Origin of the sequence: Chitinophaga eiseniae (assembly GCF_012641265.1) — a bacterium.
GTDB lineage: Bacteria > Bacteroidota > Bacteroidia > Chitinophagales > Chitinophagaceae > Chitinophaga > Chitinophaga eiseniae_A.
The window spans coordinates 30,870-46,891 of the sequence record NZ_JABAHZ010000006.1; the positions used below are offsets into that span (position 1 = coordinate 30,870).

Annotated in this window: 10 protein-coding genes; 2 read left to right on the plus strand and 8 right to left on the minus strand. The window is 49.5% G+C overall.

Annotated features, from left to right (window positions below; all coding sequences use genetic code 11):
* Position 1 precedes the first annotated feature (1 nt).
* Genes HGH91_RS22410 through HGH91_RS22445 form a run of 8 tightly spaced genes read right to left on the minus strand, consistent with a single transcriptional unit; the run spans position 2 to position 13,317 of the window.
* A complete protein-coding gene (locus tag HGH91_RS22410; protein ID WP_168741035.1) occupies positions 2 to 1,918 on the minus strand; it encodes a sodium:solute symporter family protein in 1,917 nt (638 codons plus the stop codon).
* A 21-nt stretch (positions 1,919 to 1,939) separates the two neighbouring features.
* The gene (locus HGH91_RS22415) at positions 1,940 to 2,611 is read right to left on the minus strand and encodes a GDSL-type esterase/lipase family protein (RefSeq protein ID WP_168741036.1); all 672 of its coding nucleotides are present in this window, start codon (positions 2,609 to 2,611) and stop codon (positions 1,940 to 1,942) included.
* A gap of 6 nt (positions 2,612 to 2,617) precedes the next feature.
* Positions 2,618 to 3,997 carry a DUF5009 domain-containing protein gene (locus HGH91_RS22420; protein WP_168741037.1) on the minus strand — a complete coding sequence of 460 codons (1,380 nt, stop codon included), beginning with the start codon at positions 3,995 to 3,997 and terminating at the stop codon, positions 2,618 to 2,620.
* A gap of 4 nt (positions 3,998 to 4,001) precedes the next feature.
* The gene (locus tag HGH91_RS22425; RefSeq protein ID WP_168741038.1) at positions 4,002 to 5,405 is read right to left on the minus strand and encodes a family 10 glycosylhydrolase; all 1,404 of its coding nucleotides are present in this window, start codon (positions 5,403 to 5,405) and stop codon (positions 4,002 to 4,004) included.
* Between the two features lie 56 nt (positions 5,406 to 5,461).
* Complete coding sequence (locus HGH91_RS22430; RefSeq protein WP_168741039.1) at positions 5,462 to 7,138, minus strand: DUF5018 domain-containing protein; 1,677 nt, start codon at positions 7,136 to 7,138, stop codon at positions 5,462 to 5,464.
* 31 nt (positions 7,139 to 7,169) lie between these two features.
* Positions 7,170 to 8,858, minus strand: a complete 1,689-nt coding sequence (locus HGH91_RS22435) for a RagB/SusD family nutrient uptake outer membrane protein (protein ID WP_168741040.1) — start codon at positions 8,856 to 8,858, stop codon at positions 7,170 to 7,172.
* 18 nt (positions 8,859 to 8,876) lie between these two features.
* Entirely contained in the window at positions 8,877 to 12,062 is a 3,186-nt protein-coding gene (locus HGH91_RS22440; RefSeq protein WP_168741041.1) for a SusC/RagA family TonB-linked outer membrane protein, read from the minus strand.
* A 40-nt stretch (positions 12,063 to 12,102) separates the two neighbouring features.
* The gene (locus HGH91_RS22445) at positions 12,103 to 13,317 is read right to left on the minus strand and encodes an AGE family epimerase/isomerase (protein ID WP_168741042.1); all 1,215 of its coding nucleotides are present in this window, start codon (positions 13,315 to 13,317) and stop codon (positions 12,103 to 12,105) included.
* A 159-nt stretch (positions 13,318 to 13,476) separates the two neighbouring features.
* Between HGH91_RS22445 and HGH91_RS22450 the strand changes: the two genes are divergently transcribed.
* Positions 13,477 to 14,712: an ROK family transcriptional regulator gene (locus HGH91_RS22450; RefSeq protein ID WP_168741043.1), complete on the plus strand. Its 1,236-nt coding sequence runs from the start codon at positions 13,477 to 13,479 to the stop codon at positions 14,710 to 14,712.
* A 90-nt stretch (positions 14,713 to 14,802) separates the two neighbouring features.
* Entirely contained in the window at positions 14,803 to 16,005 is a 1,203-nt protein-coding gene (locus HGH91_RS22455; RefSeq protein WP_168741044.1) for a copper amine oxidase, read from the plus strand.
* Positions 16,006 to 16,022 lie beyond the last annotated feature (17 nt).

Here is a 16,022-nt window from a genome sequence, read left to right on the forward strand (position 1 = left end):
ATTATTCCGTTTCAATAGCTACAGTAGCGGCTACAGGATGAACAGTATTCGTATCTTCTGCGGCGGTGATATGCAGACGGTCGTACCAGGTAAACTTCAGCACCACCATGCAAACCAACCATACACCCATGGCCAGGAAGCCTTTCTCAAAATAACCAAAAACAAAACAGATCGGCATAATCACCATACTCATTTGCCAGCAAATGCCTATCAGTATATTGAGGATATCCCATTTGAGCTGCCGGTTAGGTACAAAGCCGGGATCTGCGGCCCTGACCCAGCGGGCTACCGGCTTCCACCAGCCCCAGGGACGGGTGTTGGCGTAAAAGCTGGTGAGCACCTGCTGACTGGGAGCAGGCGTGAGTAAACAACCCAGCACACTGCCTGTCATAGAAAATGCCAGGATGATGAAGAAAGAAATTAACGTACCGATACCGCTCCCAAATAAATCGGCGTACTGCGGGAAATAGGCCGTGGCCAGTAATCCCATGAGCTTAGGTACGAAGGTGGCGGAAATAAGCCCGGTGAGCATGCCCGAAAAATAGCCATAGCCATTGAATCGCCACCATATCCATTTCAGCACATTGGCCGCGGCATAGCCGCCATAAAGCGCCGAAGAAATCCACAAGGTGAGGGAGCTGAGCGAATTGGCAAACAAACCAAAGATGCAGCCCGTAAGGATTACCGCGATAGAAGTAACATAACTCCACTTCACATAATGGGAAGGCGCCTCGTTGGGCTTAAAATACTTTTTATAAAAATCATTTACTAAATAAGCAGGGGCCGCATTCACGAAAGCGGAAAATGTACTCATAAAAGAAGCCAGCAAACCAGCCAGCACTACGCCTCTTACGCCGGCAGGCAGATAACCGCCCACCACTTTACTCAATATCACTTCAAAGTCGGGCTTTTGCTGCGCCTGCAATACAGGCATGAAATAGTTAATACCAATCAGCGTCAACGCGCTCACCATCATAAACAAGGGGATATACAATACCAGGTTGGTAAAGCCGGTGAGCATAGCCGCCTCTTTGGGTTTCTTGGCACTGAGAATGCGTTGCATATCAAAGCCGGGCACGGGGCCCGCGAGACTCGAAAATACGCCTTTGGCAATCATCATCATTACCAGCGCACCAAACCAGGTAAATCCATCTTCCGCCACTTTCTGGTTGGCCTGTGGAAAAGAATTGCTCCAGTTGACATCCAGCTTCCAGGATGGCCAGAAATTATTCCACCCCTCCGGTAAGCGATGATGCAACTCAGTGTAGTTTACATCATGTACGGCGTAAGTTACCACCAGTACACAACTCACCAGCAAAATACCATATTGCAGCACTTCTGTGGCTACCACACTATACATCCCTCCTTTTACGGTGTACAAAGTAGTCAGCGCTACAATGATCACCGCGTATGTTTGCTGACTGCTCAGCAAAGGATTCGACAGGTCCCAGGGCAAAATGGTAGCGCTGAATTTGCCAATGCCTACAAATACGTATCCTATAAACCCGATTACGCTTACGATAGCAAAAAGCACCACGATAATGTGTGCCAGCCGGCCTCCCCGGTCATCGCCAAATCGTTTGATGATCCAGTCGGCGCCGGTCATGGCATTACTTCGCCTGATCCAGATGGCCAAAAATACCATTACAAAAATCTGGTTCCAGATAGGCCATAGCCATGGCAGCCACGCCGCTTTGAAACCATATACAAAGAGCAGCGCCACATAAAAGGCCGTGCCGCTTACATCAAACATCCCGCTGCTATTGCTGAATCCCAACCAGTACCATTTGATATTATTATCTCCCAAAAAATAAGATTGAATATTTTTGGAAGCTTTCTTTGATATCCAGAATCCAAGCCCCACAATAACGGCCAGATAAAGAAAGATGATCACAATGTCTATCGACGAGAGATTCATGTTCTGCTATTGATAAATGAATTAAATTAATCGTTGTTGTTTCAGCACCTGTACCCATTTCAGGTAGCCTTCCCCGGAAAGATGCAGCCCATCGTATGTATAGCGGGCATCCATTTGCCCGGTGTTATCGAGCAGCGCATCATAAACGTTTACAAAGGTTAGCTGCAAGCTGTTCGCCATCTCTTTGAGCCCTGCATTAAGCGCAATAATTTGTTCGTTAGTGCCGGTATAGTACTGGCGTCCTATCAGCTGGTTATTGATAGGTAATACACTTTGTACAAAAATGCGGGTACCGGGAGAAGCCGCCTGCACGGCGCTGATAATGCGGCGATAGGTAGCCACAATAGATGCTGCCGGCATATGCTTGTTGAGATCATTGGTACCCACGAGGATAAACAACTTCAATGGACGATGCCGGATCACTTCATCTACCCGGGCCAGCAAACCATTGGTATTATCGCCGGCAATCCCCCTGTTCAGGATGTTGGCCTTCCCCAGGAACTCGCACCAGTCGCCCCACTGCGTAATACTATCTCCAAAAAATATTACCGGCTTTTTAGCTACCGGCAATTGACGGAAGTAAGCCGTACGGCTGTCGTACAAATAATTATGATAGCTGGAATCCTGCGCCAGCAGCGGTATTATACCGCCTATACATCCCAGTAGCAACAAAGGAATACTTTTTAATGTCATATCGTTTTATGTTTTCCAATACCATTGCCGGCGGGTAAACCAGGCGGCAAGGGCGGTAACCAAACCAGTAAACAAAAATCCTCTTAACACACCGGTAGCTGCCTGCTGCCCCATGGCGTCAAAAAAATGGATAACACCGGTGAGCTGCAACAGCGGTAATAACAACAGGTTGCCCGCAACATAGGCCACCATTGGATTACGGCCGGCAACAGACAGGTAATGGATGATGATTTGCCCTACCCTGCTGTATTGCAATGCGTACAGGATAATTAATACCAGGAAGGCAAGGCCGGTAGTAACAAAGTAATAGCTAAACGTGGCGGGATCTTTCTTTATGCCGCCCTCAAATGATTCAAAGCACAGGCCCAGTACAACAAGATAAGCACCCGTTTGCAAAAAAAGATACAATAACTGAAAATGTTCCCGGCGGAGACTTGCCACGGCCAGGTAGCAGAGCAGCAATCCAGCCAGCGTAGCCACCAGGTTAATGGTAGTATACCGGCCAAACAACAGGCATACATTGCCTATCAGTATGGCCGCTGCAAAATTACCAGCCAGCCTTATCCGGACTATCTCGCCGGCATCCGGCGCTTTGGTGGCTGCGCCATATTGCAGCATCCAGTCGCCGGCCAGTGTGCCGGGCAACAGGATAAACAGATATTTCAGGAAGCCTGCCTGGTACATCCAGGGAAGCGGCGACCAGTGAAGCCAGGTATAACACCAGTTACCCGGCTGCGTTCCGCTCAGGTAAATACCCGCCAGCAAAGGCAATAATGCCAGTCGCCACAGCGGATGATTCCTCGTAATATACCACCAGCAAATACCAGCAAAGGATACATTGGCCAATATCAGGATAATAATGTCACTGTTGTTTAGTGAAAATCCTTTGTTGTCGTCAAAAGGCAACACATATAACAACACCGCCGTAACCAATACCGCTACTCCTTTGAGGATACGCCATAAGCGGCTACCAGCAGGCGATTGGAAGAACAAAATAAATAGCAGCCCAAAAGCCAGGATGGCAACTCCATACCCCATAGCACCCGGCGCCGCGTGGGCCATTTGCCGGGAAAAGAGGGCAAAGAACACCAGCAGCAGGTAACGTTTCACCGCCAGTCCTGCTATGGCGGGAAAGCCTGCTTTTTCCTGTATCCTTTTTTTGAGAGATAAGGGAATGGCAGCGCCCATGCTGAACAGGAAGAACGGAAATACGAGGTCTACCCAACTGATACCGGGCAGCTGCGGATTGAACTGATGTGCAGGAGGCGGTTCCTGCGCATGATACATCCAGGCAGGCAGTATCCCGAAGGCAATACTGCCTGCCAGCACCATTCCGAAAATGGCCAACCCTCTTAAAGCATCCAGGCTCTGATTACGTTGCTTCATAGATCTATGGCTGTAAGCCGGCCTTTACTTCGTCCCACAATGGCACGCCCATATGATTGTATTGCGGCGCGTATAAATGTACCAGGTCAAAGATCATGACACCGGAAGTTTTAGACAGGATCAGTTTAATTGCTTTACGGATATCGGATTTATTGTTCCACACGGTATTACCGGCGTCGATACTACCTACCAGCGGCACTTTGCCTTTGGTCACATAACGGCCGCCATTCAGGGAACCTTCCAGGCTCCACCAGTTATAGGTTAATCCGGCAGTAGCAGGGTTGTCTGCCAGCATGATCTGCGCATAATAGTTACCCGTCATCAGCAGTCCCAGCTCGTCGGCATAGCCGTAATCTTTGGTTTGCGGATAGGCCCAGTCCATACGGAGCACGGGATCATTGAACGGATCATATTTCTGACTGGCCCAGTTAACACCAACCGGGTAATAATCGCCATACCAGCCGCCCACATAAGCGCCAAACAGGGCGTCTGCACGGGTAGCCTTGATCGCGGCATGTGCTTTCTTCACAAAGTTGTAGATCACACTCATGCGATAGGCCAGCCAGCGTTTGTAATATTTGCCCGTAGCAGCGGGCGTGGTTTGCCCGTTTTCCTGTTTCCAGGAAGAAACGATGTCTGTTGGGAAACTCATGAAATTGGCGTTCTGGTCATTGAACACGTCTTTCAGGTATTGTACAAACTGTGTTTTGCTATAGTCAGAAAAATCTGCATCGATGTTGGCGTAGCGGGCATAGTCGAGGATAACGCCATCTACGGGATATTTAGTAACGATCTCCTTCAGGATATTGATAATGCGGTCCTGCACTTCAGGATAAGCAGGGTTCACAAAGCCGGGGCGGCCCGTTTCCGTGATAGGTACCCGTTTACCGCTGGCGTCGCATACGATAGCCTGGTATTTATTTTTGAACGCAGCATCTTCGAAAACGGCGCCGGTTTTGGTATCGTTATCTCCCTCTACGAAAGTCATCACGGAGGCATACACTTTCATCTTCCTTTCCCTGGCGGTTTTCACCATAAAGTCGAGGTAGTCGACACCAGCGGGCAGCGACTTCCCATTGTGGCTGGCTACTTTGCTGGTATAGGCGCTGGGAAACACCGTATGCCCGGAAGATTCTTTTACATCTACCACCAGTGCCGTGATACCAATCTGCTGTAATGTATCCAGTGTTTTACGGATAGCCGGTGTATCGTTAAACCGGCCATAGGTACCAAATACGTTGGCATTCAAATCTATCCACACAATCGCTTCCTTTTTCCCCCCGGGCGTTACCAGGGTATCGGTGCCCTCATCAGGGTCTACGACAGGCGTGGTGTTATTATTTTTCTTACATCCGGCTATGGCCAGCAACAGCAGCAACAGCGCAGGAATGAGTTGTATTTTTTTCATGAGGCAGTGCTTTTAAAAACCGGAGCATAGGATGCGCTATGCTCCGGACAGGGTGATTAATAGGTGGTCAGTTCATATCCGATGATACCCACATTGGTCAGCAACATATAAATGTAGGCGCTGGACCTGTCGGGCGCAAAAGACACGCACACATCACCGGTACCGTTGCCATTGTCGGCTGCGCCGCCAATAGACTCGGAGTTAAATACGTTGAATGCACCATAGGCCGGGTTGGCGGGCGACATGCTCACCGCCGCCGGATCGGTGACGTCGAACAGCGCGATATTGCCGTTGTTGAGACTCCAGGAGTTGTACTTCACAAAGGCCAGGTAGCTGGCGCCGTTGAAGTTGAAGTACACTGAAGGCGCGTGGAAAATATAGCCGGCAGCATCAGTATTGAAAGCGGCGATACGGGCGTTGCTGCCTCCATTTACCATGGCTATTTCACTGCCATAGTTCATGAAATAGGTACTGGAGAAAGATGCCCCTGTAGGCAATGCATCTGCCAGGTAACCCACGTTATCAGTGCCCTTGTAAGTAGCCACCACCGGCGCTGCATTCACATCCGGCGTGTTGGCAGCATTCACAATTTTACCATTGTGGATACGCCATTTGTAGATGTCTGCGGTTTGAGAGGCCGTTGCATAGATCACTGCATCTTTATACAGGTCTCCGTATATACGTACCCGGCGGCCTACGCCTGCCCAGGCGGTGTTATTGCTCCACTCCAGGATTTTTTCCGGCGCCGGGTCGGTAGCACTTTTCCAGCGGTACAGGGTAAACTTATCGTTCAGGGGGGCAAAGCTGGCGCCTACCAATGCTCCCATAGAATCGTTCTGCATCTGGAAGGAATAGAAATTGCTAACCGGCAACGGCATATCCTGTACATAGTTGCCCGTAGTGCGGTTAAACAGCCGCAATTTCGACGGGTTGGTATTGCTCACCACTACCAGGTAGTCGCCGCTCACGGCCATACTGGTTTCGGTATAGTTGGTGCTGATACCGCCACCACCGGAAGCTGCGCCCAGCTTCACAAACAGCTTGCGGGTAATACCAATACCGTAAGGTTTCTTCACCGGCGGCATTACTTTTAGTGTATACTGTTTTACGATGCCGTCTATACTTTTTACCGTAAAGGGTACGGGGTTGGAAAGATTCACCGTAGCGCCATCGGCAATGGATGCGGTAGAGTGACTGTTGACCGTTACGCTCACCTGTGCCTTCGATACATCTACCCCAGGCAGTACATAAAAGATCACGTCATTATCTTTTATCACGGCTTCCACCTCTGTGTCGGCGCCATCCAGCAGGTAATGCATGGTGGCTTTCTTCACACTCACATCTCCTACTTTTTTCGCTACTACCACCAGCTTACTTTTCTGGCCGGTACCGCCGGTTATTTCCAGGTTAATGGGTTTAGACATATCCATCAATGTGCCGATAGCAGGGCGCATTACGGCGTCCAGCGGCAGGTTGGCACGTAATATCAATTTGTGGATATCCGTTTCGTTATCTGATTCTACCGGGTAGAAATAAGGCACTTCGATAAAGGCGCTGTCTTTGGTGGCATTGTATACCGGTTCAAAGGTGGCGTCTTTTACACCGGGCAATTCCAGCCAGATCGACTGCGGCTTGCTGTCTTCTTTTGGAAAGATGGGTTCCGGCTTGTGGCAGGCGGCGAGCGCCATGCCTAACCCCATGATGATTGCAGGTACTTGATATATATTTCGCATGTACAAATCATTTATTGTTACGCATAGCTGGTTACCAGCCCTGAATTTGTTTCATTGCCTGGTTGGTCACGATTTCGGCTTGTGTGATCGGCATGTAGTAGAAGGAGGTCGGGAAATAACGGTTTTCCTTGTCGCAGTCTACTTCCGTATAGTCGAAGCCGTTACCATTGGACGTTACCTTATGCCCGTGGAAACGCACATTGTTTAATACGATATGCGCTTTACGCCAGCGGCGCAGGTCCCAATAGCGGTGACCTTCAAAGGCCAGTTCCACTTTACGTTCGTGTTCAATGGCGGCCATCATAGCTTCGGGGGTAACAGCCGGTGTACCAGGCAGGCCTACCCGGGACCTTACCTTATCCAGGGAGTTTTTGGCTTCTGCTATTTTGCCCAGTTTGGTCAATGCTTCCGCATGTATCAGTAATATTTCTGCATAGCGCATTTCTACCCAGGGCTGGTTGCTATTGAGCACCAGGATATCAGTGTTGGTTTCATCCAGCATTTTACGTTGGTAGTAGCCGGTTACCGTTTTAAACGGATCGCTTTTTACTTTGAAATCGATATAACCTTCCTTATCATCTTCGGGTGTAGTATTGATGGTTCTGCCTTTCCAGGAGGCGCCGTTATAAATAACGGAAGCATAGAACCGGGGCTCCCTGCCCGTATATGGATTAGCTTTCATATCGGCTTCTGACCAGGAAAATTTACGGCCATCTGCCATTTCATATTCATTCACCAGCTCGGCTGTAGGTACGCCGGTACCGCCGCCGCCAGCTACATCTGCCGGGGGAGAGAAGAAGAAGTCCAGCTGATGCGTAACGCCCGGGCGCTGGTAATACACGGCAAAGATGGATTCTTTGCTGTTGTTGTTCAGAAATGCCTTGGCATAATCTGTTTCCAGGTCGTAGATACCTAGTCCGATCACCGCCGCAGCAGCATCTGCCGCGTGTTGATAGTACTCCGTTTTCTTAGCAGAAGGAACACCGGTGAGCGGGTCTTTATTAAATTGTTTGTTGTCATACTCCGCTACCGATGCGGCGTATAGCCATGCCCGTGATAGCAGCCCATAAGCGGCGCCCTGGGAAGCTCTTCCCTTCTGTGCCGCAGGCCATTCCTTCGGTAAATGTTGTGCAGCGAAATTGAGGTCTGTGGCGATAAAGTTCCACACGTCATCTTCGCTGGAGCGGGGGTGATTTTTATCAGCAGGGAGTTTATCCATGATGATCACGCTCCCGTTGATACGCGCCAGCCAGAAGTAGTTGTAAGCGCGCAGGTAGCGGGCTTCTGCTTCGAACTGCACCTTTTGCTGATCGGTGAGTTTGCTATATAGCTGCATCCCGTTCAGGAACTCGTTGATGCGGCGGATATTGTTGTAGGCGTTCTCCCAGACAGAAATGCTGGGTGAAGCCGCATTCACCTGCCCGGGATTATAAGCCAGCCTGTTCACTGTTCCATTCCCCATGGAATTGGAAGTATATTTTTCGATATCGGTAAATGCATCGGTAGCGTTGCTATAGCCGATGGGAAACTGACCGAAAGCATAGGTCTTAAACTGATCGTACATGCCGTACATGTACAGGTCTACGTTGGCGGCATTTTTCCAGATAGCTGCATCGGTGTAGCGATCACCGGGCATACCATCCAGCTTGCAGGACTGTACGCTGCCTGCCAGCGCGAGCAGCAGTAAGGCCGTTTTTATATGAGTGCGTAATGTGGTCATAAGTAATAGCTTTTCCGTTTAGAAAGTAAGGTTAGCGCCGAAAGACATCATCTGTTGCTGAGGATAGAAGCCGTTATTGGCGTTAGGCATTTCAGGATCCATGTACTTCAGGTGATCGAAGGTGAGGAGGTTGAAGCCTGCCAGGTAAAAGCGGCATTTTTCCACGTTCAGGGCTCTCAGCACGGAAGCCGGTAAGGTCACCCCCAGCTGGGCGGACTTGAGCCGCACATAAGCGCCGTTTCTTACCCACTGTGAGTTAGCCCAGCCGTTGTGGTTCGGGAAACCTGCCCGGTCAGCTGTTAAGCGGGGATAACGTGCATTCGGATTATCGGGGGTCCAGGCCTGTTCTACCAGGTAGTAAGGACTGTTGCCACCGCCATAAAACGGACGGGTAAATGGTGTGTTATCATTCACGCCCCAGGTGCCGGACGAACCTTCATATTCCCCACCCAGTGATACATCTCTCAAACCAGCGCCCTGGATCAGGGCGGAGAAATCGAAGATGCCATAACGCAGTTCCAGGTTCAGGCCATACATGAGTTGTGGTATATTACTGCGACCCATATACGTAATGTCATCGGTAGTAATTTTACCATCGCCATTGATATCGCGGTATTTGATGAATCCCGGCGCAGCGCCACCACTGGGAGAAGAGGCCCAGTTGTTTACTTCATCCCAGCTCTGGAACAGGCCTTCGGAAATAAAGCCTCTCTTTTCACCGATGCTCCTGCCGGGGCTTCTCTGCCAGGCGGGCAATCCATCGGGATCGTTCTTCACCAGTATTTTATTGCGCGACCAGTTGAGGTTACCGGTAATTGCGTAATCAAACTTGTTATTTACTTTATGACGATGTGTCAATTGCAGGTCAAATCCCCTGATATCGGCCATGCCGCGGTTTACCACTGCCGGGTAGTAGCTACCCATGGAGGGCGGGAACAGGTTGCCTTGCACGTCGAGAATATCTTTGGTGAGTTTGTAGAAATAATCGGCCGACACGCTCAGCCCGCCGTGGAAGAGGGTTGCGTCTATACCTACGTTGGTATTATACGCTTTTTCCCAGGTAAGGTTGGCATTGGGAATAGCACCGGAGTAGATGCCGGAAACGGATTTATCACCGATGACCACCACGGGGTTGGCTGACAGGGAAAATGTCTGGAGATATTGATAATCGCCGATCCCCTGGTCGTTACCCAGTTTACCGTAAGAGGCTCTCAGCTTCAGGAAGTCCACTTTATCTTTCAGCTGACTGAAGAAATTTTCTTCACTCAGTACCCAGGCGGCGGAAGCAGCGGGGAAGAAACCCCAACGGTTATACGTAGGGAAATAAAGCGATCCATCATAGCGGGATACCAGTTCCAGCAGGTATTTATTTTTATAGGCGTAGTTGATTCTTGTTACCAGGCCGGCACGGGCATTGGTACCGCTGTTGCCGGTAGGCTGTACAATGTATTTATTGTCCTGATCGCGGAAATCAATTTCCTTCAGCTCTGTGAGCGGCAGGTTGGCGCCGCCGGCAGAGAAACCATTTCTATCTGTCTGTGAATATTCATACAGCGCCAGTGCCTTGATGCTATGGCTGCCTATTTCCGTGCTATAGTTAATACTTGGCTGGAAAGTTTGACGGGAATTGTTGGCCTGTGATTGACGGATGGTGTTGATATTGATGCCCGGAGGGGTAGATGGATTCCAGTACCAGCCGGAGGCGCCCTGTTCTCTTACCATGAGGTTATAGGGTTCTGTCCATCCCCGGAATTCCTGGAAAGATTTATCGTAGGCGGTCATCAGTTTCAGGTCCAGTCCTTTTACATAAGGTATATGTGCGGTAAAGGTCATAGCGCCCTGGAAGGTGCTGGTTACATACCGTTGCCAGCCGGAGTTATCGATCGCAGCGATGGGATTTACGAAGCCCGAGTTGGAACGGGTAGCCGTGGGTACCCCGTTGTAGGTAGCCGGTATGTTGGGTAAAGTTCTTACCGCCTGGTAAAAGGGGTTCATGTATTCGCCGTCATCGGCTGGGATACCGGTACTGTTGCGGGTTTCCTGGCGGGCGCCCAGATCCAGCGCTACGGAAAACACTTTGCTGATGGTAGCATCGAGGTTGGTGCGTACGTTGTATCGTTTGTAATCAGACCCTTTTACCACCCCTTCCTGGTTCAGGTAACTGGCATTGGAAAAATATCTCACCTTATCAGTACCTCCTCTCACGCTAACGCTATGGTGTTGTGCCATTGTTTTGCGCCCGGTGAGCATGCCGGTCCAGTCGGTGTTGCCGAGGAAAGGATCTTTGTTGGTACCATTACGCAATGCGGCTATCTGTGCATCGGAATAAGTATAAGGGATAGGATCGCCGCTGGTAGCGGTGAGGTAATCGTTATCCATTTGTTCTCCTTTTTTGAACCAGTACATATAATCTGGTCCGTCGAGGAATTTGGGGAATCGGGTGAAGGCGGTGCGGGTCACTTCTCCATCGTAAGATACAATGGGCTTTCCGGAGTTACCTCTTTTGGTGGTGACGAGTATCACGCCGTTGGCGCCTTGTACGCCATAGGTAGCCGCTGCCGCTGCATCTTTGAGGATGGAGATACTTTCCACCTCAGAAGGGTCCAGGTTGGCGAAAGAGCGCTGTACCCCGTCTACAATCACTACCGGGCTGTTGTTGTTGTAGGTGCCTTGTCCGCGGATGAGGAGCGAGGCGTCGTCAAATCCCGGGCGACCGGAAGTTTGGGTAGCTACCAATCCTGGCAGGCGGCCTGCCAGCATATTGGTAAGGTTCATGGCGGGTGTTTTCTTTAGCTCGGCGGAAGAAATCTGCGCCACACTACCGGTGAGGGATGATTTCTTCTGGGTGCCATAACCCACTACCATTACTTCATTCAGTTCTTTTGCATTCTCTTTTAATACCGCATTAAAGGCAATTCCCGGTGTAGCCGTTACCGTGAGCGGGGAAAAGCCAGTCATAGAAATAACTACCGTTACCGGGGCATCGCCGGCATTGAGACTGAAGGTCCCATCGATGCCGGACACCATTCCTTTTTTAGTGCCTTTTACCAGGATGGTAGCGCCCGGGAGGGCGTTACCTTTTTCGTCTCTGACGGTGCCTGTTACATTTTTGTTTTGTGCTATCGCCAGTGTATGCTGCATGATAAAGGCTATCATCAGCATCAGTGTGCGCCACATAAGCACATTTAGATTTGGTTTACTCATAACTTTTAATTTACAGGAAGGATAAAAGCATTATTGTCTGTTATTGTTTTTCGAAGGTGGAATACACCTGGTAGAGGGCGCGTGGAACGTGGAAAGCGCCTTTCCATTTGCCGCCTTTCAGCGGAAGTAATACCTGTCCCTGGCGATCCAGGTAGCCGAACCATTCACCATATGCTGCGTCGCGGAAATGTTGCCAGGTATAGTCGTGCACTTTAAGGAACCATTCGGCGCAGCGTTTGTCGCCGGTAAACACGTATCCTTTGGCCAGCGCGATGAGTGCTTCTACGTGTACCCACCAGAGCTTCTGGTCCCATTCCAGTTGCTGTGGCGGGTGGCCGAGGATGTCTTTAAAATAGAGGATGCCGCCGTATTGCTGATCCCATCCATATTCCAGGGTATAGAGCATAATATCACATGCTTTGCGCAGGAGTGTAGGATCCTGCAGGCGGCGGGCCAGGTCCATGATAAACCACATGGCTTCAATACCGTGGCCGGGATTGACGAGGCGGCCATCGAAGCTATCGGAGAAATGGCCGTTGGCAAATACGTTTTCTACGATGAGTTTTTTATCCGGTTGATAAAATACGTCCATTACTTCGTGGAGTACAGTAGGGATAAAGGCAGATACTTTGTCGGCGCCGAGGAGGTGTTCCATTTCGAGCGACAGGTTACACAGGATCATGGGTAAGCTGAAGCTCTTGAGGGGCCTGGTTCCCGGGTAAGCTTTATTATAGCTGCCTTTGGAATTTTCCTGGCGGCGGAGGATGTTATCAAAAGTAGTGAGCGCTATTTCCTTAAAGCGGTCGCTGGGTGCTGCTTTGTCGAGTGAGGCAAATCCCATGGCGGCGAAGCAGTCGCTGAAGATATTATAGGCTTGTACCAGGGGTTTGCCTTGTTGGTTGAGGGAGAAGTACCAGTTACCATTTTCATCGCGGCCATATTTTTCCATAAACGCGGCGCCGTGAAGGGCCATGTCGAGCCATTCCTGGCGGGGTGCTATTTTATTGAACATATGGCTGAAGCACCATACTTCGCGGCCCTGCAGCCACATAAATTTATCGGTGTCGAATACGCTGCCATCGCGATTCAGACAGGTGAAGTAGCCGCCGTATTTTTCATCTTTGCTATGCTGCACCCAAAACGGCAAAATATTGTCGAGCAATTCGTCTTTATACAGTGCGGCATAATAGGCTTTATCTAACGCGGCTGGTGTTTGTTCCCCTGGTTGTGGCTGATCGGCTACTTTTGGTTGCATCCTTTTTAAATTATTTTATTTACAGAGGACAATTTATAATTAATTTAATTACCAAACAATCAATACTAAATAATTTTATTAATTAATGACGTTTCAAGACAACTTTGTTAACTTTATTAATTAAATAGTACTTTTAAAGAAAAATATCACACTTATTGCATGACAACCCAGGAAAGCATATTTGAAATTTTTTCAGAAGAAACCCTGGCCGGAGTGGCCTACAAGAACAAATCCCTGAAGAGAGCCATTATCGACCATCTGGACCAGGCAGGCAACAGCACCATTACTGACTTAACCCTTGCCTTAAACATCAGTGTACCCAAAACCACCAGTCTCATTAATGAACTGGTCAGCGACGGCATCGTGAAAGATTACGGGAAAGACGACTCCAAAGGTGGGCGCAGGGCCAGCATGTATGGCCTGGTAGCGGAATCCGGATTTTTTATTGGCGTAGATATTAAGAATTTCTACGTGAACATTGGGTTGCTCGACTTTAAAAAGGAGCTGGTGACCTCGGAAATGCGGGTGCCCTTTACCCTGGCCAATACCCCCGAATCGTTTCACGACCTGATCCAGATTATCCTGCAGTTCATTAATAATGTAACAGTAGATAAGAAGAAGATCTTTGCGGCCTGCCTGAATCTCTCCGGGCGCATCAACAGCGAAAAAGGTTATAGTTACAGCTATTTCCACTTCAATGAAGAGCCCCTGAGCCAGATCGTGGAAAACGCCATCGGCATCAAAACTTTTGTGGAAAACGATTCCAGGGCGATGGCCTATGGGGAGTTTTACAACGGCACCGTACACGACGAAAAGAATGTATTGTTTCTCAACCTGGACTATGGTATCGGGTTGGGTATTATGATAGACGGGAAGATATACCGGGGTAAATCCGGCTTCAGTGGCGAGTTTGGCCATATTCCCATTTTTTCCAACGAACTGATTTGCCACTGTGGTAAAAAGGGTTGCCTGGAAACGGAAGCCTCCGGGCAGGCGCTGATCCGCATGTTCAAGGAAAGAATAGAGCAAGGCCATACCTCTAGCCTTTTGCACCAAAAGAAAATGCCGGAAAACCTGCGCGTATCCGACATTATACAGGCTACCATGAGTGAAGATGTACTCTGTATAGAACTGATTGCGGAACTGGGCGAAAAAATAGGCCGCGGTATTTCCGTGCTGATCAATCTCTTTAACCCGGAACTGGTGATCATTGGCGGTACCCTGGCTGAAACGGGCGACTATATACGCCTGCCCATCCGCAGTGCCCTCAATAAATATTCGCTTAGCCTGGTGAATAACGATACCCAGCTGCGTATGTCCAAACTGCACGAAAAAGCCGGTATTATTGGTGGTTGCCTGATTGCACGACACAATCTCCTGTCTTTTAATAAATAATTACATCAGCGGTCATTATTTTTTAAATTATTTTATTAAGTTTGTTTCGATTAATAATAATATTAACTATTCATCGCAACAAATTCCCGCATGTTAAAGACGAGTATATCAACCACCGGAAAAAAAGCTTTGTTATTGAGTTGTGCCCTGGTAACCGGCTACCTGGCACACGCGCAGCAGGTGACTGCCGCTTTGAACAATGTCATTAAAAATACGCCGCAGGGGCATACCATGCAGGTACCCGGCTTACTCAGTGAACAGATACCGGCACTCCCCTACCAGAAAATTGTATTACCTGGCCCCCAGTTCCTGATCTCAGATGACCCGGAATATATTCGTGTACCCGAAGGCGTGGCCCTGAGAGAACCCGTGCAACCCGGATCGGTAAGATTATACCTGTACAACGTAAACGGCGTGCAGGAACCGGAAAAAATGGATCGTAAAATAGCCGCCGTGATTAAAAATACCGGCAGCCAACCCATGCATATCCGCATGCTGAAATATTCCTCCCAGAAGCCGACCACGAATTACTTCTTTGCAGGCAAACAGGGACTGGCCGACTTCTTTCAATCGCAGCCGGAAACTGTAGCCCGTGAAGTAAAGCCCGGCGCCTCCATCTGCCTGGATCCTAAACAGGATAAGGCAGTGGTAAAGTATGATGAACTAGTGCACGGCTTCTATGAATTTGTGATTGACCAGCCCGGTGAAATCAGCATCGTACAAACCGACCTGAAAACGCCGGCTACCGTAGCTGCTGCCCGTGTAAAAAATGCCCTTGCCACCAAACAATATGCAGGCGCCGGCCGCGGTACCTACGGCATCAGCAACTATCGCATCATCGTAAAAGATACGCTCGACACCAAAAATGGTCTGACACAAGTACTGGTAGCCGACGGCGAAAAAGATCCCTGGGTAATCGGAAAAGAAGCCACTACCGGCGAACTGAAAAGCCTGGACGGTAACTACGGCATCTTCTACAATATAGAGCTGTCATGGAAAAGCACCGATGGGAAAGCACTGGCGCTCATGACCTGGAACCCACGGGGCGACAATGGCCAATGGTGTGGCGGTATGGCCAACACCATGGTAGTAAGTGGCGGCAAATTTAAAGAAGGCGTGATACAATTGCCCAGCAACCAATTGGTAACCACCAAAGCGCCCGAAGCCATCCTCATCCAGGTATTTACGCCTCCCGCCGGCGGTGGCGTTCAGAAAGTACATTTCACCTACTCCCCTCCGGGAGCTTCCTGTTTACCAACACCGCTGGTACTGGTGCCGGTTGACCTGAAATAATCCTTCCGCTTTACTAT